General features: G+C 69.5%; 22 protein-coding genes. 15 read left to right on the top strand and 7 right to left on the bottom strand.

From position 1 onward, the window contains the following. Position 1: 1 nt before the first annotated feature. The 4 genes from urtD to urtA form a co-directional block, all read right to left on the bottom strand. Entirely contained in the window at positions 2-739 is a 738-nt protein-coding gene (urtD, locus tag HB662_RS17925) for an urea ABC transporter ATP-binding protein UrtD (RefSeq protein ID WP_168051186.1), read from the bottom strand. Further along, positions 736-1737 carry an urea ABC transporter permease subunit UrtC gene (gene urtC, locus HB662_RS17920; protein WP_456305482.1) on the bottom strand — a complete coding sequence of 334 codons (1002 nt, stop codon included), beginning with the start codon at positions 1735-1737 and terminating at the stop codon, positions 736-738. Before urtC ends, urtD begins: the two co-directional genes overlap by 4 nt. An 89-nt stretch (positions 1738-1826) precedes the next feature. Then, positions 1827-3395, bottom strand: a complete 1569-nt coding sequence (gene urtB / locus HB662_RS17915; protein WP_168051184.1) for an urea ABC transporter permease subunit UrtB — start codon at positions 3393-3395, stop codon at positions 1827-1829. Positions 3396-3440: 45 nt separating this feature from the next. Next, a complete protein-coding gene (gene urtA, locus HB662_RS17910; RefSeq protein WP_171970256.1) occupies positions 3441-4685 on the bottom strand; it encodes an urea ABC transporter substrate-binding protein in 1245 nt (414 codons plus the stop codon). Between the two features lie 244 nt (positions 4686-4929). Here urtA and HB662_RS17905 point away from each other — a divergent pair, with 244 nt between their 5' ends. From HB662_RS17905 to HB662_RS17865, 9 genes are read left to right on the top strand one after another with little or no spacing between them, the layout of a single operon-like run. Next, positions 4930-5766 (top strand): urease accessory protein UreD, encoded by an 837-nt coding sequence (locus HB662_RS17905; protein ID WP_168051183.1) that lies wholly within the window; start codon positions 4930-4932, stop codon positions 5764-5766. 40 nt (positions 5767-5806) lie between these two features. Further along, positions 5807-6151, top strand: coding sequence for an urease subunit gamma (locus HB662_RS17900; RefSeq protein WP_168051182.1), 345 nt, complete (start codon positions 5807-5809; stop codon positions 6149-6151). 14 nt (positions 6152-6165) lie between these two features. After that, complete coding sequence (locus HB662_RS17895) at positions 6166-6471, top strand: urease subunit beta (protein WP_168051181.1); 306 nt, start codon at positions 6166-6168, stop codon at positions 6469-6471. Beyond that, positions 6471-8180 carry an urease subunit alpha gene (ureC, locus tag HB662_RS17890; RefSeq protein ID WP_168051180.1) on the top strand — a complete coding sequence of 570 codons (1710 nt, stop codon included), beginning with the start codon at positions 6471-6473 and terminating at the stop codon, positions 8178-8180. The genes HB662_RS17895 and ureC overlap by 1 nt, the downstream gene beginning before the upstream one ends. 8 nt (positions 8181-8188) lie before the next feature. Beyond that, positions 8189-8686: an urease accessory protein UreE gene (locus tag HB662_RS17885; RefSeq protein ID WP_168051179.1), complete on the top strand. Its 498-nt coding sequence runs from the start codon at positions 8189-8191 to the stop codon at positions 8684-8686. Further along, a complete protein-coding gene (locus HB662_RS17880; RefSeq protein WP_168051826.1) occupies positions 8664-9365 on the top strand; it encodes an urease accessory UreF family protein in 702 nt (233 codons plus the stop codon). Before HB662_RS17885 ends, HB662_RS17880 begins: the two co-directional genes overlap by 23 nt. Then, positions 9362-9970: an urease accessory protein UreG gene (ureG, locus tag HB662_RS17875; protein WP_168051178.1), complete on the top strand. Its 609-nt coding sequence runs from the start codon at positions 9362-9364 to the stop codon at positions 9968-9970. Before HB662_RS17880 ends, ureG begins: the two co-directional genes overlap by 4 nt. Continuing rightward, complete coding sequence (locus HB662_RS17870) at positions 9970-10530, top strand: HupE/UreJ family protein (protein WP_168051177.1); 561 nt, start codon at positions 9970-9972, stop codon at positions 10528-10530. The genes ureG and HB662_RS17870 overlap by 1 nt, the downstream gene beginning before the upstream one ends. After that, entirely contained in the window at positions 10530-10976 is a 447-nt protein-coding gene (locus HB662_RS17865) for a bleomycin resistance protein (protein WP_168051176.1), read from the top strand. Before HB662_RS17870 ends, HB662_RS17865 begins: the two co-directional genes overlap by 1 nt. Here HB662_RS17865 and HB662_RS17860 read toward each other — a convergent pair. Genes HB662_RS17860 through HB662_RS17850 form a run of 3 tightly spaced genes read right to left on the bottom strand, consistent with a single transcriptional unit; the run spans position 10931 to position 14869 of the window. Then, positions 10931-12106 carry a BaiN/RdsA family NAD(P)/FAD-dependent oxidoreductase gene (locus tag HB662_RS17860; protein WP_168051175.1) on the bottom strand — a complete coding sequence of 392 codons (1176 nt, stop codon included), beginning with the start codon at positions 12104-12106 and terminating at the stop codon, positions 10931-10933. The genes HB662_RS17865 and HB662_RS17860 overlap by 46 nt on opposite strands. Beyond that, positions 12106-13749, bottom strand: a complete 1644-nt coding sequence (locus tag HB662_RS17855) for an NAD(P)/FAD-dependent oxidoreductase (RefSeq protein ID WP_168051174.1) — start codon at positions 13747-13749, stop codon at positions 12106-12108. Before HB662_RS17855 ends, HB662_RS17860 begins: the two co-directional genes overlap by 1 nt. A 7-nt stretch (positions 13750-13756) precedes the next feature. After that, complete coding sequence (locus HB662_RS17850) at positions 13757-14869, bottom strand: S-(hydroxymethyl)glutathione dehydrogenase/class III alcohol dehydrogenase (RefSeq protein WP_168051173.1); 1113 nt, start codon at positions 14867-14869, stop codon at positions 13757-13759. A 310-nt stretch (positions 14870-15179) separates the two neighbouring features. Here HB662_RS17850 and HB662_RS17845 point away from each other — a divergent pair, with 310 nt between their 5' ends. The 6 genes from HB662_RS17845 to HB662_RS17825 all read left to right on the top strand — a co-directional run bounded on the left by HB662_RS17845 (position 15180) and on the right by HB662_RS17825 (position 20678). Then, a complete protein-coding gene (locus tag HB662_RS17845; protein ID WP_168051172.1) occupies positions 15180-16031 on the top strand; it encodes a DUF4189 domain-containing protein in 852 nt (283 codons plus the stop codon). A 5-nt stretch (positions 16032-16036) separates the two neighbouring features. Next, entirely contained in the window at positions 16037-17092 is a 1056-nt protein-coding gene (locus HB662_RS17840) for a transporter substrate-binding domain-containing protein (protein WP_168051171.1), read from the top strand. A 51-nt stretch (positions 17093-17143) separates the two neighbouring features. Next, the gene (locus tag HB662_RS17835) at positions 17144-17839 is read left to right on the top strand and encodes a GntR family transcriptional regulator (protein ID WP_168051170.1); all 696 of its coding nucleotides are present in this window, start codon (positions 17144-17146) and stop codon (positions 17837-17839) included. Between the two features lie 139 nt (positions 17840-17978). Further along, on the top strand, positions 17979-19310 hold the full coding sequence (atzF, locus tag HB662_RS17830) for an allophanate hydrolase (protein ID WP_245185712.1): 1332 nt from the start codon (positions 17979-17981) through the stop codon (positions 19308-19310). Further along, entirely contained in the window at positions 19307-19696 is a 390-nt protein-coding gene (locus tag HB662_RS29305) for an allophanate hydrolase-related protein (RefSeq protein WP_245185711.1), read from the top strand. Before atzF ends, HB662_RS29305 begins: the two co-directional genes overlap by 4 nt. 31 nt (positions 19697-19727) lie before the next feature. Further along, on the top strand, positions 19728-20678 hold the full coding sequence (locus HB662_RS17825) for an ABC transporter substrate-binding protein (RefSeq protein ID WP_168051169.1): 951 nt from the start codon (positions 19728-19730) through the stop codon (positions 20676-20678). Positions 20679-20690: the final 12 nt, after the last annotated feature.

Here is a 20690-nt window from a genome sequence, read left to right as displayed (position 1 = left end):
CTCAGCGCCCCAGATACACTTCGATCACGCGCTGGTCGTTCTGCACGTGATCGATCGAGCCTTCCGACAGCACGCTGCCATCGCACAGCACGGTGACGCGCCGACCGAGCGCGCGGACGAATTCCAGGTCATGCTCCACCACCACCACGCTGCGGCGGCCGGCGATGCGGACCAGCAGGGCGGCGGTGTGCTCCGTCTCGGCATCCGTCATGCCGGCCACCGGCTCATCCACCAGCAGCAGCTCCGGGTCCTGCATCAGCAGCATGCCGATCTCCAGCCACTGTCGCTGGCCGTGGCTGAGGATGCCGGCCAGGTCCTGCGCGCGTTCCGTCAGGCCGATCTCGGCCATGGTCTGCTCGATCCGCGTGCGCGCTTCGCCATTCAGCTTCCAGCGCAGGCAGGCGATCGGGCCGCGCGGCGCCTTCAGGGCGAGCTCTAGATTCTCGAAGACCGTCAGTGCATCGAACATGGTGGGCTTCTGGAACTTCCGCCCGATTCCGAGATTGGCGATGCCGGCCTCGTCCATCCGCGTCAGGTCGGTCTCGCCGAACAGCACGCGGCCGGCGGTTGGCCGGGTCTTGCCGGTGATGACATCCATCATCGTCGTCTTGCCCGCGCCGTTCGGGCCGATGACGGAGCGCAGTTCACCGGGCTCCACAATGAGCGAAAGATTGTTCAGCGCCCTGAAGCCGTCGAAGACGACCGAGACGCCATCCAGGTACAGGCGGCGCCCGCTCATGGCTTGCGCCCCTTCATCAGCCCGATCAGCCCCTTCGGCAGGAACAGCGTGACCGCGACGAACAGCCCGCCGAGCACGAACAGCCACAGATCCGGCGCCGCGCTGGTCAGCCAGGTCTTCAGCCCGTTCACCGTGAAGGCGCCGAGCACCGCACCCACCAGCGTGCCGCGCCCGCCGACGGCCACCCAGATCACGGCCTCGATCGAATTGGTCGGGCTGAACTCGCCAGGATTGATGATGCCGACCTGCGGCACATACAGCGCGCCGGCCAGGCCCGCGAGCATCGCCGACAGCACGAAGGCGAACAGCTTGTGGCTGGTCGTGTCATAGCCCAGGAAGCGCACGCGGCTTTCGGCATCGCGGATCGCCGTCAGCACCCGGCCGTATTTGCTGCGCGTCAACCGCATGCAGATCAGGAAGGACAGCACCAGCGCGACCAGCGAGGCGTAGAACAGCCCGGCCCGCGCGCCGGAGGTGTTCAGCGGGAAGCCCAGCAGCTCCTTGAAATCCGTGAAGCCGTTATTGCCGCCGAGGCCCATGTCGTTGCGGAAGAAGGCCAGCATCAGCGCGAAGGTCATCGCCTGGGTCAGGATGGAAAGATACACGCCCGTGATGCGGCTGCGGAAGGACAGGAAGCCCACCACCAGCGCCAGCATGCCCGGCACCAGCAGCACCATCAGCATGGCGAAGGGGAAGCTGTCGAAGCCCAGCCAGTACCAGGGCAGCTCCTGATAGCCGAGGAACACCATGAAATCCGGCAGCACCGGATGGCCGTAGACGCCGCGCGGCCCGATCAGCCGCATCAGATGCATGCCCATCGCATAGCCGCCCAGCGCGAAGAAGGCGCCATGGCCGAGCGAGAGGATGCCCGCATAGCCCCAGGCCAGGTCCAGCGACAGCGACAGGATGGCGTAGCAGATCCATTTCCCCGTGATGGACACAAGGAAGTCCGAGACATGCAGCGGATGCGCCGCCGGCAGCAGGTTCAGCACCGGCATGAAGCCGAGCAGCAGCACGAAGATGATCAGCCCCGCGCGCAGGCCAAGCCGCAGCCGCGTGGGCGGGGAGGGGGGTGACATCACCAGGCTCATGCCTCCGCCGCCCTTCCCTTCTGCGCGAACAGGCCCCGCGGCTTGCGCTGGATGAACAGCATCACGGCCACCAGCACGAAGACCTTGGCCAGCACCGCCCCGGCCCAGGGCTCCAGCATCTTGTTGATGATGCCGAGGCCGAAGGCGCCCACCAGCGTGCCCGCCAGCGACCCGACGCCGCCAAAGACGACGACGAGGAAGCTGTCGATGATGTAGCCCGTGCCGAGGTTGGGGGAGACATTGTCGATCTGGCTCAGCGCCACACCGGCGATGCCGGCGATTCCCGATCCGAAGGCGAAGGTCAGCGCATCCACGCGGCCGGTGCGGATGCCCATGGAGGCGGCGATGGCGCGCTTCTGCGTCACCGCGCGCATCTCCAGCCCGAAGCGCGTGAAGCGGATGGCGGCGACCGTCAGGCCGAGCACGATCAGGGAGAAGGCCAGGATCCACAGCCGGTTCTGCGTCACCGCGATATCCCCCGGCAGCATCAGCGTGCCCTGCATCCAGGCGGGGCTGATGATCTCCCGGTTCTGCGCGCCGAAGACCAGGCGCACCGCCTGCTGGATCATCATGCCGACGCCGAAGGTCATCAGCAGCGTCTCCAGCGGCCGGCCATACAGGTGGCGGATCAGCCCGCGCTCCATCGCCGCGCCGCAGGCGGCGGTCACCAGGAAGGCGGCCGGCACGGCCAGGGGCAGCGACCAGGGCTGCAGCGCCGGAATGTCGCGCAGCGCCTCCTGCACGATGAAGGTGGTGTAGGCGCCGAGCATGACGAACTCGCCATGCGCCATGTTGATCACGCCCATCACGCCGAAGGTCACCGCCAGGCCGAGCGCCGCCAGCAGCAGCACGGAGCCGAGCGAGAGGCCCTGGAACAGCGTCTCCGCCGCGCGGCGCAGCGCCAGGCGCTGGTCGATCGCGGCCACGGCTTCATCGATCTGCCCGGCGATGTCCGGATTGGCGCCGCGGAATTCCAGCAGCACGGCGCGTGCCTCCGGCGAGGCGGTGGCGCCGAGCGCCGTCACGCCCAGCAGCTTGTCCGCTGCGTTGCTCGCCATCAGGCGGGAGGCGGCCAAGGCCAGCGCCATCCGCGCGCGGATCGCCGGCACCGTCTCCCGCGCCAGCGCGGTTTCCAGCAGCGGTACGTTATCCGCCGATCGGCTGCGGAACACGGCCTCCGCCGCGGCCTGGCGCTCGGCCTGGTCCGGGGAGAGCAATTGCAGCCGCCCCAGCGCCCCGCGCAGCGCCACGCGCACGCGGTTGTTCAGCCGCACCGCTGTGGCTTCCGCGACTTCGGTGGGTGTGCCGGTCAGCGCCTCCGTCACGCCGGCCTCGGCGCGGATCAGCAGCGTGCCATCCGCGCGGCGCAGCAGGCGCCCGTTGTTCAATGCGCGCAGCAACGGCAGGGCGCGCGGGTCACCGCTGGCGCCGAGCCGGTCCACGGCCTCCGCCGTCTGGTTGAAGCCGGTGCCGAGCCCTTCGAGCGCGGCGCTGATTGCATCCTGCGCGCGCGCCGGCAGGGCCAGCGCCAGCAGCAGCAGGAAGGCGAGGAGCGGGTGCTTCATGAAATTCGGTGGAGGGCGGCGCGGGCCGCCCCCCTTTTCCCTGCTTCAGCCGCGGCGCCGGTTCGCATTCTCCGGGATGAAGGGCGACCAGTTTTCGGCCGGGATCGCCGTCGGCGTCTTCCAGACGATATTGAACTGCCCATCCGCCTGGATCTCGCCGATCATCACCGGCTTCGACAGGTGATGGTTCGCATGCATCTCCTCGGTATAGCCGCAGGGGGCATCGACCTTCTGGCCGATGATCGCCGTGCGTACCGGATCGACGGCGGTGGTGCCGGCCTTGGCCACGGCCTGCGCCCACATCTTGAAGCCGGTGAAGGTGGCTTCCATCGGGTCGTTGGTCACGCGACGCGGGTTCTTGATATAGGCCTGCCACATCGTCTTGAACTGCGTGTTCGCCGGGCTGTCCACGGACATGAAGTAGTTCCAAGCGGCCAGGTGGCCGACCAGCGGGCGCGTGTCGATGCCGGCCAGTTCCTCCTCACCGACGCTGAAGGCGACGGAGGGAATATCCTCCGCCTTGATGCCCTGGTTGCCCAGCTCGCGGTAGAAGGGCACGTTGGCGTCGCCATTGATGGTGGAGACGATGGCGGTACGCTTGCCCTCGCCGGCGAAGCGCTTCACGCGGCTGACGATGCCCTGCCAGTCGCTGTGCCCGAATGGGGTGTATTCCTCCATGATGTCGGCATCGGAGATGCCCTTGCTGTTCAGGAAGGCGCGCAGGATGCGGTTGGTGGTGCGCGGATACACATAATCGGTGCCGAGCAGCGCGATGCGCTTCGCCTCGCCGCCATCCGCGCTCATCAGGTATTCCACCGCCGGGATCGCCTGCTGGTTCGGCGCGGCGCCGGTGTAGAAGATGTTCTTGCTCTCTTCCTCGCCCTCATACTGCACGGGGTAGAACAGCAGGCCGTTCAGTTCCTCGAATACCGGCAGCACGGATTTGCGGGACACGCTGGTCCAGCAGCCGAAGGTGACATCCACCTTGGAGACGGCGAGCAGTTCACGCGCCTTCTCGGCGAATAGCGGCCAGTTGGAGGCCGGGTCCACCACCACGGCTTCGAGCCGGCGACCCAGGATGCCGCCGGCGGCGTTCTGCGCCTCGACCATCATCAGCACGGTGTCGCGCAGCGCGGTCTCGCTGATCGCCATGGTGCCGGAGAGGGAGTGCAGCACGCCCACCTTGATCGGCGCCGATTGCGCGAAGGAGGGGCGGATGGCGGGCGCGGCGAGCACGCTGCCGAGGCCGGCGAGCGCGGCGCGCCGCGTGATGGGCATGCGATGGATCATTTTTTTAAGCCTCCTCGGGAATTTGCGTCACGGCGACAGCGCCGCCGTCGCCTCCCGAGGTCCTGTCTTTGCGAGATACGTGCCACGGCCATCGCATACGATCCTGCCGCGCGCGTCCGTCACTTTCCGGCAACGATCACCCGGGTGGTGCTGCCGAAATGGGCGAATCCTGCATCGCCTGCGGTATGGCCGCATCCGGATTGGGCAGATGCGTGATCTCTGGTCGTGTGCGGGATGCCGTGCCATGTTTCGACCGATGTGCAGCGAAACCGCCCCCGCGCCCCAGCACCAGCGCGCCCGCGGGCGTGCCGAACTCGGCCTGGTCGCGAGCCCTGGTGGCGCGCGCATCGCGCATCTCTACCAATCCGCCCCGCTGCGCGTGCTGTTTCCTGATGCCGACCCGGATGAACCGAAGCAGGCGGCGCTGGTCAACGTCGCGGGCGGGCTCGCGGGCGGCGATGCGCTGCAATCCGCCATCACACTTGGCCGTGCCGCCCGCTTCACGGCGACCACGCCGGCCGCCGAGAAAATCTATCGCAGCCTGGGCCCGGAGACGGAGATCGCAGCACAGCTGACGCTGGATGCGAATTCGACCTGCGAATGGCTGCCGCAGGAGACGATCCTGTTCGATGGGGCGCGGTTGCGCCGCAGCCTGGATATCGCGCTGGCACCGGATGCCCGCCTGTTGGCCGTGGAGATGCTGGTCTTCGGCCGGGCCGCCAGGGGCGAGGTCTTCGCGCACGGCGCAGTGCGCGACCGCTGGCGCATAGTGCGCGACGGACGCCTGCTATGGGTGGACGCGCTGCGGCTGGACCCAGGCGCGCTCGGTCACCGTTTCACGCTGGATGGCGCCGGCGCCATGGCGACCCTGGTGCTGGCCATGCCGGAAGCGCTCGCCCATCGCGAACTGGCGCGAGACCTGGCGCAGGGTGGGGCGGGGCTGGTCGCGCCGGGCCTGCTGGTGGCGCGCTGGCTCGGTGAGGCCGGGGCCGTGCGCGCTGCGCTTGGTGCGGCGATCATCGGCCTGCGCGCCGCCGCGCTCGGCCTGCCGGCGAAGCTGCCGAGGCTCTGGCGTGCATGAGGTGGCATGCGCCATGCTTGTCTCGAGTCGGAGGTGACGCATGAACCTGACGCCGCGTGAGAAGGACAAGCTGCTGGTCGCCATGGCGGCCACCGTCGCGCGACGGCGGCTGGAGCGTGGCGTGAAGCTCAACCACCCGGAAGCCGTGGCGCTGATCACTGACTATGTGGTGGAAGGCGCCCGCGATGGCCGCAGCGTGGCGGAGCTGATGCGCGACGGCGCAACGGTGATCACCCGCGACCAGGTGATGGAGGGCATTGCCGAGATGATCCACGAGATCCAGGTGGAAGCCACCTTCCCCGACGGCACCAAGCTCGTCACCGTGCATGAGCCGATCCGCGATCCGGTCGCGGAGCCTCGCGGCGAAGCGAGGAGCGGAGCGTGAATCGGATCGCCAGAATGATCCCCGGTGAGCTGTTCCCAGCGGCGGGCGAAATCGAACTCAACGCCGGCCGGCCGACGACGGAGATCGAGGTCGCCAATACCGGCGACCGTCCGATCCAGGTCGGCAGCCACTACCATTTCGCGGAGACCAACCCGGCGCTGCGCTTCGACCGTGCGGCGGCACATGGGCAGCGGCTGGACATTCCCGCCGGCACCGCGGTGCGGTTCGAACCGGGGCAGGCGCGCAGCGTGCGCCTGGTGCCCTATGCCGGCGCGCGCATCGTGCATGGCTTCCGCGGCGAGACGGAGGGGAAGCTCTGATGCCCGCGAAGCTCTCCCGCCGTGCCTATGCCGGCATGTATGGCCCGACCACCGGCGACCGCCTGCGCCTGGCGGATACCGACCTGATCATCGAGGTCGAGCGCGACCTCACCACCTACGGCGAGGAGGTGAAGTTCGGCGGCGGCAAGGTCATTCGGGATGGCATGGGCCAGTCGCAGGTGACGCGTGCCAACGGCGCGGTGGACACCGTCATCACCAATGCGCTCATCCTCGACCACAGCGGCATCTACAAGGCCGATGTGGGCCTCAAGGACGGGTTGATCCACAGCATCGGCAAGGCCGGCAATCCGGATACGCAGCCGGGTGTCACCATCATCATAGGCCCGGGGACCGAAGTGCTGGCCGGCGAGGGCCGCATCCTGACGGCCGGTGGCATCGACCCGCATATCCACTTCATCTGCCCGCAGCAGATCGAGGAGGCGCTGGTCTCCGGCGTCACCACCATGTTCGGCGGCGGCACTGGCCCGGCGCACGGCACGCTGGCCACCACCGCCACGCCGGGGCCGTGGCATCTGGCGCGCATGCTGCAGGCGGCGGAAGCCTTTCCAATGAATCTCGGCTTTCTCGGCAAGGGCAATGCCGCGCTGCCTGCGGCGCTGGAGGAACAGATCCGCGCCGGCGCCTGCGGCCTGAAGCTGCATGAGGATTGGGGCACCACGCCCAAGGCGATCGACACCTGCCTGAAGGTGGCGGATGAATTCGACATCCAGGTCGCCATTCACTCGGACACGCTGAACGAAAGCGGCTTCGTGGAGGACACGATCCGCGCCATCGGCGGCCGCGCCATCCAGGCCTTCCATACGGAGGGCGCCGGTGGCGGCCATGCGCCGGACATCCTGAAGGTGATCGGCGAGCCGAACTTCCTGCCCTCCTCCACCAACCCGACGATGCCCTACACGAAGAACACCGTGGATGAGCATCTCGACATGCTGATGGTCTGCCATCACCTCGACCCGCGCATTCCGGAGGACGTGGCCTTCGCGGAATCGCGCATCCGCAAGGAGACGATCGCGGCGGAGGACATCCTGCACGACCTCGGCGCCATCAGCATGATGTCCTCCGACAGCCAGGCGATGGGGCGGGTCGGCGAGGTCATCATCCGTACCTGGCAGACCGCGCATAAGATGAAGCAGCAGCGCGGCCGGCTGCCGGGCGAGACGGGCGACAACGACAATCTCCGCGTCCGCCGCTACATTGCCAAATACACGATCAACCCGGCCATCGCGCAAGGCATCGCGACGCATGTCGGCAGCATCGCGGTGGGCAAGCTGGCGGACCTCGTGCTGTGGTCGCCGGCCTTCTTCGGCGTGAAGCCGGACTACGTGCTGAAATGCGGTAGCATCGCCATGGCGCCGATGGGTGATCCCAACGCCTCCATCCCCACGCCGCAGCCGATCCGCTACCGCCCGATGTTCGGCGCCTATGGCCGCGCCAATACGCTGTCCTCCGTCACATTCACCAGCCAGGCGGCGCTCGATGCCGGCATCGCTGAACGGCTTGGCCTGCAGCGGCCCATGCTGGCGGTGGCGAATACCCGCAACATCGGGAAGCGCGACATGGTGCTGAATGATGCGCTGCCGCGGATCGAGGTGGATGCCGAAACTTACGAAGTCCGCGCCGATGGCGAGCTTCTGGTCTGCGAACCCGCCACCGTGCTGCCGATGGCGCAGCGCTACTTCCTGTTCTGAGAGCACTCATGTCGCAAGCCCGCGCCATTGCCGTCCACCCCGCCGGAAGCTGGCCGGAGGACTCGGCGAAGGATACCGTGACCGTCGACTTCGATGACCGCTTCCGCCGCCGCAAGGTCTACCTGACCGATGGCGGCGGAAGCTTCCTGCTGGATCTGGCGGAAGCCACGGTGATGCGGGATGGCGATGGTCTGGAACTGGACTCCGGCGGCTTCATCCGCCTGCGCGCGGCGGCGGAGGATCTGGTTTCCGTCACCGCCGACAGCCCGGCGAAGCTGCTGCGCCTCGCCTGGCATCTCGGCAACCGGCACCTGCCGACGGAGCTCGATGGCGACCGCATCCTGATCCGGCACGACCACGTCATCATCCGCATGCTGGAGGGCCTCGGCGCCACGCTGGCCAAGGTGCGCGCACCCTTCAATCCGGAGGGCGGCGCCTATGGCGAGCACAACCGCCTGCCGGATCATCCCCACGGTCATCACCATGACCATCACCACGACCACTGACCTGCCCGCTTTGGCGCGGCTGCTGGCCTGGCTCTCGCCCGCCTATCCGACGGGCGCCTTCAGCTACAGCCACGGGCTGGAGATGGCGGTGGAGGAGGGTGCGGTGACGGATCGCGCCGGTCTCGTCGCCTATGCCGAGGCGGCGCTGGCACACGGCGCTGGCGCGGTGGATGGCGCGCTGCTGGCGCTGTCCTGGCGCGCCGCCGTGGCGCGGGATGCGGCAGGGCTGGATGCGCTGGTGGAACTCGCCGCGGCCATGCGCGGCACCGCCGAACTCGCGCTGGAAGCTACGCAGCCCGGAGGCGCCTTCGCGCTGGCCACCAACGCCGCCTGGCCGCAGCCGGACTTTTCCGCTTTTTCCGCTCGCCACATTGGGCGCCTGACGCATGCCGTTGCCTTCGGCGCCGCTGCTGGCTTCCACACGATGCCACTGCGCGAATCCTGTTTCGCCTGGCTCGCCGCCTTCGCGGCCAATCTGGTCTCCGCCGGCGTGCGCGTGGTGCCGCTCGGCCAGACGGATGGCCAGGTCGCGACGGCCGCGCTGCTGCCCGCCATTACTGCCGCCACGGACGCCGCGCTGGCCGTGACCGACGCCGATGAAGTTGGCGGCGCCGCGCCCATCATCGACCTGTTCTCCCTGCGCCACGAGACGCAATACACGAGGCTTTTCCGCTCATGAGTAACGGCCCCTTCCGCGTCGGCATCGGCGGCCCCGTCGGTTCCGGCAAGACCGCCCTGGTCGATCGCCTGTGCAAGGCGATGCGGGATGCGCATGACGTCGCCGCAATCACCAACGACATCTACACGCGCGAGGATGCCGAGTTCCTCACCCGCTCCGGCGCCCTGGCCGCGGACCGCATCATGGGCGTCGAGACCGGCGGTTGTCCGCACACCGCGATCCGCGAGGATGCCTCGATCAACCTGGCGGCCGTGGCGGAAATGTACGCCCGATTCCCCGCGTTGGAGATCCTGTTCATCGAATCCGGCGGCGACAATCTGGCAGCGACCTTCAGCCCGGAGCTGGCCGACCTGACGATCTACGTCATCGATGTCTCGGCCGGCGACAAGATCCCGCGCAAGGGTGGGCCGGGCATCACGCGCTCCGACCTGCTTGTCATCAACAAGACCGATCTGGCACCACTGGTTGGCGCCGACTTGTCCGTCATGGATCGCGACGCGAAGAAGATGCGCGGCGTGCGGCCTTTTATTTTTACCAATCTCAAGGAGAACCAGGGCGTGTCCGACATCGCAGCCTTCATCCTCAAATCCGGTGGCATCGCGTGATGCGCCGCCTTCTCACCCTGGCGGCGCTGCTGGCGCCGATGCCTGCGCTGGCGCATGAGGGCGGCGCGCATGTGCACGGCTTCCTCGCCGGCTTCCTGCACCCGGTAGGCGGGCTGGACCATGTGCTGGCCATGGTCGCCGTTGGCCTCTGGGCCGGGCTGCTGGCGGGCCGCGCGACCTGGGCGCTGCCGGCCGGCTTCCTCGGCGCCATGGTGGTGGGCTTCGGGCTCGGCGCCGGTGGTATCGGCCTGCCGATGGTGGAGGCCGGCATCCTCGCCTCCGTTATCATCCTCGGCGCCCTGGTTGCCGCCGCGGCGCGCTTCCCACTTGCGGCCGCGGTGCCGCTGGTGGCGGTGTTCGGGCTGCTGCATGGCCATGCGCATGGCACGGAACTCGGCGGGCAAGGCGCGCTCGGCTACGCGGCAGGCTTCATCGTCGCCACGGCCGCACTGCATGCGCTCGGTGTATTCGGCGCACGCGCCATCACCAACCAGCTTGTCGTGCGGGTCGCGGGTGTCGCCATGGCGGCGCTGATGCTGGTGGTGGCGTCCATCGCGTGATGCAGCGGGCCCTCCTGGTTCCGGAACTGCTGGTCGCCGACCTGGCGGCCAGCCTGCGCTTCTGGTGCGGGCTCTGCGGCTTTCGCATCGCCTACGACCGGCCGGAGGACCGCTTCGCCTATCTCGACCGCGACGGGGCACAGGTGATGCTGGAGGAAGCCGCGGGCCCGGAGCGCCGCTGGCTCACTGGGGCGATGGAGAAGCCCTTCGGGCGCGGCATCAATTTCCAGATTACCGTGGCGCAGGTGGACCCGATCCTGGCGAAGCTGGAGGCGGCAGGCTGGCCGCTCTACCTGGACGTCGAGGAGACATGGTACCGCGTGGATGATGGCGAGATCGGCGTGCGGCAATTCCTGGTGCAGGACCCGGATGGCTACCTGCTGCGTTTCTCCCAGGCGCTTCAGGCGGACTCGCCGGCGACCCAGCCGCTCGACCAGGCCCATTGAAAATTGTAGCCGCCGAGCCAGCCGGTCACATCCACCGCCTCGCCCACCGCGAACAGGCCGGGTATGTCCTTCGCCATCATGGTCTGAGATGACAGGCCGGCGGTGTCGATCCCGCCCAGCGTCACCTCCGCCTTCGCATAGCCCTCGCTGCCCGAGGGCTCCAGCCGCCAGGCCTTGAGCAGCGCGCCGAGCGCCTTCAGCGGCGCATCGCCGACTTCCCCGATCACCCGCGGCGGCAGGTGCAGCGCGGCCATTGCCTGCGCCAGGCGTGAGGGCAGGAACTCGCCCAGGATCGTCTTCGGCTCCGCCTTCGGCCGGGCCCGCTTGCCGGCCAGCAGCAGGGCCGTGGCGTCGCGTTCCGGTGCCAAGTCCAGCGTGATGGCCTGGCCTTCTTGCCAATAGGAGGAGGCCTGCAGGATGGCGGGGCCGGACAGGCCGCGATGGGTGAAGAGCAGCGCCTCCCGGAACGCTGCCTTGCCGGCCTTGGCCACGGCCTCCAGGGCGACTCCCGACAGCGGCTGCATCAGCGCCAGCAGGTCGCCGGCGAAGGTCAGCGGCACCAGGCCGGGGCGCGGCGCCACCAGCTTCAGCCCGAAGCGGCGCGCCACATCATGCGCGAAGCCGGTGGCGCCCATCTTCGGGATGGACAGGCCACCGGTGGCCAGCACCAGGCTGTCCGCGGTGAAGCCGCCGCGGTCGGTTGTGATGCGGAAGCGGTCGTCGCGGGTGAGGTCGGTGATGCGGTGCGACAGGCGAAGGTCCACGCCCGCCGCCGAACACTCCGCCAGCAGCATCGCGACGATGGCTCGCGCCGATCCGTCGCAGAACAATTGCCCCAGCGTCTTCTCGTGGAACGGGATGCCGTGCTTGCGGACCAGGCCGATGAAGTCGTGCTGCGTGTAGCGGGCCAGGGCGGACCGCGCGAAATGCGGATTGGCCGAGAGAAAGCGCTCCGGCACGCAGCCCGTATTGGTGAAATTGCAGCGCCCGCCGCCGGAGATAAGAATTTTCTTCCCCGCCGCCTCCGCATGATCCAGCAGCAGCACGCGCCGCCCGCGCTGGCCCGCGCGCATGGCGGCGAACAGGCCGGCCGCACCGGCGCCCAGCACCACCACATCGAAATGCGTCATCAGGCGGCTTCCGCCAGCCCGGCCATGTCCCGCCCCACCGCCTCCGCCACGCGGATGCCGTCCACGCCGGCGGAGAAGATGCCGCCCGCATAGCCCGCGCCTTCGCCCGCCGGATACAGGCCGAGCGTGTTCACGCTGCGGAAGGCGGCATCTCGGCGGATGCGGATGGGGGAGGAGGTGCGCGTCTCCACCCCCGTCATCACCGCTTCCGCCATGTCGAAGCCGCGGATCTGCTTGCCGAAGGCCGGCAGCGCCTCCCGCATCGCCGCCACCGCGAAATCCGGCAGGCAGGTCGCGAGGTCGGTCGGCGTCACGCCCGGCTTGTAGCTGGGCACCACGGCGCCGAGGCTGGTCGAAGCACGCCCCGCGAGGAAATCGCCGACCAGCTGCGCAGGGGCGCAGTAATTGCTGCCGCCGGCCACGAAGGCGCGTTCCTCCCAGTGCCGCTGCAGGGCGATGCCAGCCAACGGGTCGCCGGGGAAATCCACCTCCGGCGTGATGCCGACGACGATGCCGGCATTGGCGTTGCGCTCGGCCCGCGAATACTGGCTCATGCCATTGGTCACGAGGCGCCCCGGCTCGCTGGCGGCTGCCACCACCGTGCCGCCCGGGCACATGCAGAATGAATAGACGCTGCGGCCATTCGCGCAGTGATGCACCAGCTTGTAGTCCGCCGCGCCTAGGATCGGGTTGCCGGCGAAGTGGCCGAAACGGGCGCGGTCGATGATGGATTGCGGATGCTCGATCCGCAGGCCGATCGAGAAGGGCTTTGCTTCGACGAAGACGCCGGCCGCGTGCAGCTGCGCGAAGGTGTCGCGGGCGGAGTGGCCGATGGCGAGTACGACATGCTGCGTCTCGATCGTCTCGCCGCTCTCCGTCACCACGCCGCGCATGCGGCGCTGTCCGTCGCGCCCGGTCTCGACCAGGAAATCCACCACCTTGGTGCCGAAGCGGTATTCGCCGCCCATCGCCTCGATCTTCGCGCGCAGGCTTTCCACCATCGTCACGAGGCGGAAGGTGCCGATATGCGGCTTCGCCACATACAGGATCTCCTCCGGCGCCCCGGCGGCCACGAATTCCGTCAGCACCTTGCGGCCGAGATGCTGCGGGTCCTTGATGCCGGACCACAGCTTGCCGTCGGAGAAGGTGCCGGCGCCGCCCTCGCCGAACTGCACGTTGCTCTCTGGCACCAGCTGGTTGCGGCGCCACAGGCCCCAGGTGTCCTTGGTGCGTTCCCGAACCACCTTGCCGCGGTCCAGTATGATCGGGCGAAAACCCATCTCCGCCAGGATCAGCGCGGCGAAGATGCCGCAGGGCCCGGTACCGATCACGACGGGGCGGGCCGGCAGCCGGGCAGGGGCCTGCGCGACGGGCCGGTAGCTGGTATCCGGCGTGCGGATCAGCGTCCGCGCCAGCACCTTGTCCGCCGCCGCACGCCGCAGCAGCGCCGCCTCGTCATCGACGCAGAAATCCACCGAGTAAACCAAAAGAATGGCCGACCGCTTGCGCGCGTCCCAGGCGCGGCGGGCGATGGTGATGTCGCGCACCGCCTCCGCCCGCAGCCCGAGCGCCGCGCAGAGTGCCTGCTGGACCGCCCCTTCAGGGTGGTCCAGCGGCAGCTTGATTTCAGTCAGCCTCAGCATTGGTCCCTCAGTACACCACGACCGACCGGATGGACTCGCCGCGTTCCATCAGCTCGAAGCCATGGTTGATCTCGTCCAGCGGCATCACATGGGTGATCAGGCTGTCGATGTCGATCTTGCCCTGCATGTACCAGTCGACGATCTTCGGCACATCGGTCCGCCCGCGGGCGCCGCCGAAGGCCGTGCCGCGCCAGGACCGGCCGGTGACCAGCTGGAAGGGCCGCGTCGAAATCTCCTGCCCCGCACCGGCCACGCCGATGATGATCGACTCGCCCCAGCCGCGATGCGTGCATTCCAGCGCCTGGCGCATGACCTTCACATTGCCGATGCACTCGAATGAAAAATCGGCGCCGCCGCCGGTCAGGTCGACGATCGCCTGCACCACCTTGTCGTGGCCGATCTTGTTGGGGTTGATGAAGTCGGTCATGCCGAACTTCCGGGCCATTTCCTCACGCCCGTGATTCAGGTCGATGCCGATGATCTTATCGGCGCCAACCATGCGGGCGCCCTGGATCACGTTCAGCCCGATGCCGCCCAGGCCGAACACCGCGACGTTGGCGCCGGGCCAGACCTTGGCGGTGTTGATGACAGCGCCAATGCCCGTCGTCACGCCGCAGCCGATGTAGCAGATCTTCTCGAATGGCGCGTCCTCGCGGACCTTGGCGACCGCGATCTCGGGCAGGATCGTGTAGTTCGCGAAGGTGGAGCAGCCCATGTAGTGCATCACCGGCGCGCCCTCGCAGGAGAAGCGGCTGGTGCCATTGGGCATCACGCCGCGGCCCTGGGTGCCACGGATGGCGGTGCACAGGTTGGACCGCTGGCTGAGGCAGGTTTTGCACTGCCGGCATTCCGGCGTGTAGAGCGGGATCACATGGTCGCCCGGCTTCACGCTGGTGACGCCCGCGCCCACTTCCCGCACGATCCCGGCGCCTTCATGGCCCAGGATCGCGGGGAACAGCCCCTCCGGGTCCGCGCCGGACAGGGTGTAGAGGTCCGTGTGGCACAGGCCGGTGGCCTTGACCTCCATCAGGACCTCCCCGGCCTTGGGGCCGCCGATCTCCACTTCCGTCACCGAAAGGGGCTTGCCGGCCGCCCAGGCCACTGCTGCGCGCGTCTTCATGCCATCCGCTCCGTCTGCATCGCCGCCTGCCTATAGCATCCCGGGGCCAGGACGGGACAGGCGGCGGGCTTGCACGGGGCCCGCGTGGGGTGGGCGGCGAACACAACCCGCACGAGCGGTGCGCGTGTCTCACCTGCCGCAAAACCGGATACCCGGATCGCCCCGTGCCGCACCCGGGACATCCGGTGCACGTCTTTGCATTTCCTTGGCTTTTCGGGACTTGCGCTTGGCGTAATGAAGCGCGACACCTGGGCGCATGGCCGGCTGCAGGACGTTGGGGGTTCAGGCGATGCGATGGGCTGTGCTGGCAATGGCGGGTCTGTTCGCGCTTCTTGCGCCCCTGGCGGCGCCGCCCGCCATGGCGCAGACCGGCAACCCTGCGAATGACGCGCTGCTGGCCCGCAACCCGGCCGGACAGAGGGAAGCGCTTCGCAGCCTGCTGCGGACCAACGGCCTGGCCTGCTCGGAGGTGACCAACCTCTATGCCGCCGGCCTCGGCCGCGACCGCACCGCCTATTGGGACCTGCAATGCCGGGATGGCGGGCCGTGGCGCATCGCCCTGCCGTCGCAGCGCTGGGGCGCCCCGCGACTTTTCGCCTGCGGCCTGTCATCCGGCCCGGCTGCCGGGGCCTGCTTCGGGCCGCTCGGCGTTGGTGCCCCGGCGCCGGCAAGGGTGGCCGCGCGCCCGGCCAGCATCCCGCAATCCTGCCGCCGGGACTGCGCCACGCAGCCGCGCGGATTGGTGAATGCCTGCCAACAGAACTGCGCCCAGGGCAACATGACCCATGCGGCGGCGCCGATCCCGCGCGGCACCGCGGCGGCGATCCGCGGTCGCTTCGGCTTCATCTACACGGCGGAGCCGCCCTCCACCGCCTTCGGCTTCACCAGCGGCCAACAGGACCGCCTGGCGGCCAGCATGGCGGCGATCCGCGCCTGCGAGGCGGTGGTCGGCCGCAACCAGTGCCGCATCACGCTGGATTTCCCCAATGCCTGCGGGGCGCTGGCCCAGGCCGTCAGCGGGGCGCCGCCGGCATTGCGGCGCACCGCCGCCGGCGCCGGCCAGACCCGCGAACAGGCGGAGGCGCAGGCGCTGCAGCAATGCCGGGTGGCGGAGCGTGGCGGCTCCGGCATCGTCTGCCGCATCGCAGCCTCCGGATGCTGAAACACATGCCGCGCCCCTTCCTGGATCGGAACATCGCCATGCGCCGCTGCCTTATCGGCCTTCTCACGCTGTTTGCGCTGGCCGGCACGGCCGCGGCCCAGACGCTGGATGCGGTGCGCCAGCGCCAGACCGTCCGCTGCGGTGTCTTCGGCCAGCTGCCCGGCTTCTCCGCGCAGGATACGGACGGCAACATGCGCGGAATGGACGCGGATTTCTGCCGCGCCATCGCCGCCGCCGTGCTGGGCGACCGGGAGCTGGTCGAGTTCGTCACCGCCAATTCCGTGGAGGCCGGGCTGGCTGGGCTGGAATCCGGGCGGGTGGATCTTCTGTCCAGCAACCTGACGGCGACCGCGATGCGCGATGCCGGCCGCAACATCGCACCGACCGGTGTGCTGCTGTATGATGGGCAGGCAGTGCTGGTGCGCACCGATGCCGGCATCGCCAATTTCGCGCAGCTCGACGGTAAGCGCATCTGCGTCGCCGCCGCGACGGTCGATGCCAGCCAGCGCATCCTCCGCAATGCCGCCGGCCGCGCCGGCATCACCGTGGTGCCGGTGGTGACGACGCAGAGCGGCACGGCGCTGATGGATGGCTTCAAGAACGGCAGCTGCGATGCCGTCACCGCCGATGCCGCCGCGCTCGCCACGCTGCGCGCCACGGATCTGCCCGACCCGGCCGGCGCCCTGCTGCTGTCCGAACGCCTGAGCCGGGAGCCGCTGACCCCCTTCGTTCGCGGCGGTGACGAGCGCTGGCGCGAGATCGTCTCCTGGACCCTGCATGCGCTGGTGGCGGCGGAGGAGCTGGAGATCAGCAGCGGCACGCTGGAGGCCGCGCTGGGCTCGGATGATTCCGAGGTCCGCTTCCTGATCGGCCTGGACCCGGGCCTCGGCGCCGCGCTCGGCCTGCGCGACACCTGGGCGGCGGAGGCAATCCGCCAGGTCGGCAATTACGGCGAGATCTTCGACCGCAACCTGGGCGAGGGCTCTCCCATCGGCCTCGATCGCGGCCTGTCCGACCTGTGGCGCCGCGGCGGGCTGATGTATCCCTTCCCCTTCCGCTAGAAGCGCGCCGGCGGCTGGACGGGCAGGGCTGCGGCACGGCACAACCGGCCCATGCCCCGCCGGAGCACCAGCCCCACCCCGCCACCGCCCCGCCCCACGCGGGCGGAGGCGATTGCCGCCAGCCTGGCGGAGGATATCGTCGCCGGCCGCCTCAAGCCCGGCACGCCGCTGGATGAGGTCGGCCTGGCCCGCGCCCATGGCAGCAGCCGCACCCCGGTGCGGGAAGCGCTGCGGCAATTGGCCCCCACTGGCCTGGTGCAGGTCGCCCCCCGCCGCGGCGCCGTGGTCGCGATTCCGGACGCGACCCAGCTTGCCGAGATGTTCCTGGTGATGGCGGAGCTGGAGGCGATGGCCGCCGCCCTGGCTGCGCTCGCGATGACGCCGGAGGAACGGCGCGGGCTGGAACGCCAGCACGCCGCGATGGCCGCCATGGTGCGCGCCGGCGATGTCGCTGCCTATCGCGCCGCCAATGTGGCCTTCCACCACCTGCTCTATCTGGGCGCCCATAACGGCTATCTGGGCGAGCTGGCCACCGCCACGCGCCGCCGCCTGGCCCCCTTCCGCGCCGCGCAGCTGGAGGCGCCGGACCGGCTGCGGCGGTCGCATGCGGAGCATGGCGCGATCCTGACCGCGATCCAGCGCGGCGATGCGGCGGGGGCGGCGGCGATGATCCGCACCCATATCGGGCTGACGGAGCAGACCTGGGCGACGATGGCGGAGGCCCTGCGGCGCCCTAGCGCTGCCTGAATATTGGGCGGAATCCTGCTTGAAGGGCGTGATTGCATACATGATGGATCAACCCACCCGCTAAGCACCTGATTCGCAACACGGCCGACGGCGGCACGCGCCTTGCTTGGCTGCGTGCGATGTCACACCCAAGCCACCCATGACCGCGCCGAGCCTGCCCGCCGGCATCGCCGCGCTGCACGCCGCCTATGCCGCCGGGCTGACGCCGGCCTCTCTGCTCGATTCCCTGTCCGCCCGGCATGAAGCGCTGGCCGATCCGGGCATCTTCCTGCACCAGCCGGACCCCGCGGCGCTGCAGGCCGCTGCCGCCGCCCTGCCGCCATTCGATCCGGCGCGCTTCCCGCTCTGGGGGGTGCCGGTGGCGGTGAAGGACAATATCGACGTCGCGGGCATGCCGACCTCTGCCGCCTGCCCGGATTTCGCCCATCTGCCGGCCGAAAGCGCCCCCGCCGTGGCCAGGCTGCTGGCGGCCGGGGCGCTGGTCATCGGCAAGACCAACCTCGACCAGTTCGCCACCGGCCTGGTCGGCACCCGCACGCCGCATCCCATCCCGCGCAACGCCTGCGCGCCGGACCGCGTGCCGGGCGGGTCCTCCTCCGGCTCGGCCGTCGCGGTGGCGCAGGGGCTGGCGCTGCTGGCGCTCGGCACGGATACGGCGGGATCGGGCCGCGTGCCGGCGGCGCTGAACGGGCTGGTCGGGCTGAAGCCCTCGGTCGGCGCCATTCCCTCCCGCGGCGTGGTGCCGGCCTGCCCGAGCCTGGATTGCATCTCCGTCTTCGCCCACAGCGTGGCCGATGCCTGGGCCGCCTATGCGGTGATGGCGGGCGCGGATGACCGCGACCCATGGTCCCGCCCGATCGCCCTCGGCACGCCGGGCGCGGCGCTGACGCGCCTCGGCATTCCGCGCGCCACGGACCTGCACCTGGATGGCGCGGAGCAGCGCGCGGCGTGGGAGGCAAGCCTCGCCCGCATCGCCCCGCATGTGGCGATCGAGGAGTTCGACCTCACGCCATTCCTGGAGGTGGCGCGCCTGCTTTACGAGGGTGCCTTCGTCGCCGAACGCGATGCCGCTTTCGGCCATCTGGTGCCGCGCGCGGCGATGCACCCCGTGACGCAGCGCATCCTGGCCGGCGCCGCCCGCTTCACCGCCACGGACGCCTTCGCCGGCCTGCACCGCCTGGCCGCCCTGCGCCTGGCGACGCTGCCGGCCTGGGGGCGGATGGAGGCGCTGCTGGTACCCACCGCGCCCAACTTCCCCACCCTGGCGGAGCTGGAGGCCGACCCCATCGGCCCCAATGCCCGCCTCGGCACCTACACCAATTTCGTCAACCTGCTGGATCTGGCGGCACTCGCCGTGCCGGCGATGCGGCGGCCGGATGGGCTGCCCTTCGGCGTCACGTTGATCGGCCCCCGCGCCAGCGATGCCGCGCTCGCCGCCACCGGCGCAAAGCTGATGCAGGTGATGGCATGATCGAGATCTGCGTCGTCGGCGCGCATCTGTCCGGCATGGCGCTGAACCGCGAATTGCTGCGCGAGGGTGCCGAACTGCGCCGCGCCGTGCAGACCGAGCCCTGCTACCGCCTTTTCGCCATCGCCGGCGGCCCGCCGCGCCGTCCCGGCCTGCTGCGCGTGGCGCAGGGGGCTGCCATCGCCACCGAGGTCTGGGCGCTGCCGGCGGAGGGCTTCGGCCGCTTCGTCGCCGCCATCCCGTCCCCGCTCTGCATCGGCACGCTGCGCCTGGCCGATGGCAGCACGCCCAAGGGCTTCCTCGTGGAGCCGGAAGGCCTGCACGGGGCCGAGGACATTTCTCGATTTGGCGGCTGGCGCGCCTTCATCGCCAGCCTCGCCCCCGCTTGAACGACGCCGCCTGAAACAGGGAGACCAGACCATGATCCGTCGCCGCCATCTGCTCGCCGCCTCCGCCGCCGCGCTTGCCGCGCCCCACATCGCCAATGCGCAGGCCGCGCGCACGGTGAAGATGGGCTCGCTGCGCCTGATCCATTCGATGACGCCGCATTTCTACCAGCGCTTCGCCCCCGCCGGCCTGACCATCGAGATCATCACCTTCGACAGCCCGACCGATGGTAAGAACGCCGTGGTCACCGGCTCCGTCGCCTGCGGCGGCTTCGGCATCGCCGCGGCCACGCTGGGCGCCGCGGCGGGTGAGCCGGTGGTCGTCGTCGGCGCCTTCTGCAACAAGGGCATGGGCGTGGTGAGCAAGGCCGGCGGCCCGCTGCGCGCCCTGGCCGATCTGCGCGGCAAGCGCATCGGCATCTGGCCGGGCTCGACGCAGGAGGTGTTCATCCTGGAACGCCTGCGCGAATCCGGCATGTCCGTGCGCGACATCACGCCGGTCCGCGTGCCCTTCGGCGAGATGCACGCCATGCTGTCCCGCGGCGATATCGACGCCTATGTGGGCGCGGAGCCTGGGCCGGGCCTCTCCATCTCCTCCGGCGTCGGGCAGCTGGTGGAATACCCCTACGGCACCGCCATGGGCGGGCTGAACATGATCTTCGGCACCAGCGAGGATCTCATCAAGAACGACCCGGCGCTGGTCCGCACCATGCTGAACATCCATCGGCAGGCCAGCGAATACATGAAGGCGAACCCGGCCGAGGTGGCGGAGGCCACGGTCCGCATCCTGGGCGCGCCGCGCGCCGCCGTGCAGCAGGCGCTGGGCGCGGGCAATGTCGAATACATCTGGAAGCTGGACGACACCGTGCTGCGCCAGTCCCGCACCTATGCCGAGCAGATGCTGCAGCTGCGCCAGATCCGCCGCCTGCCGAATTTCGACACCTTCCTGAACCCGTCCTTCTCCAACGCCATCGCGACGGCCTGAAAGGGGAGGGCA

Source organism: Falsiroseomonas frigidaquae (assembly GCF_012163145.1).
Classification (GTDB): Bacteria; Pseudomonadota; Alphaproteobacteria; order Acetobacterales; family Acetobacteraceae; genus Falsiroseomonas; species Falsiroseomonas frigidaquae.
This window is presented reverse-complemented; position numbering and strand designations above follow the sequence as displayed.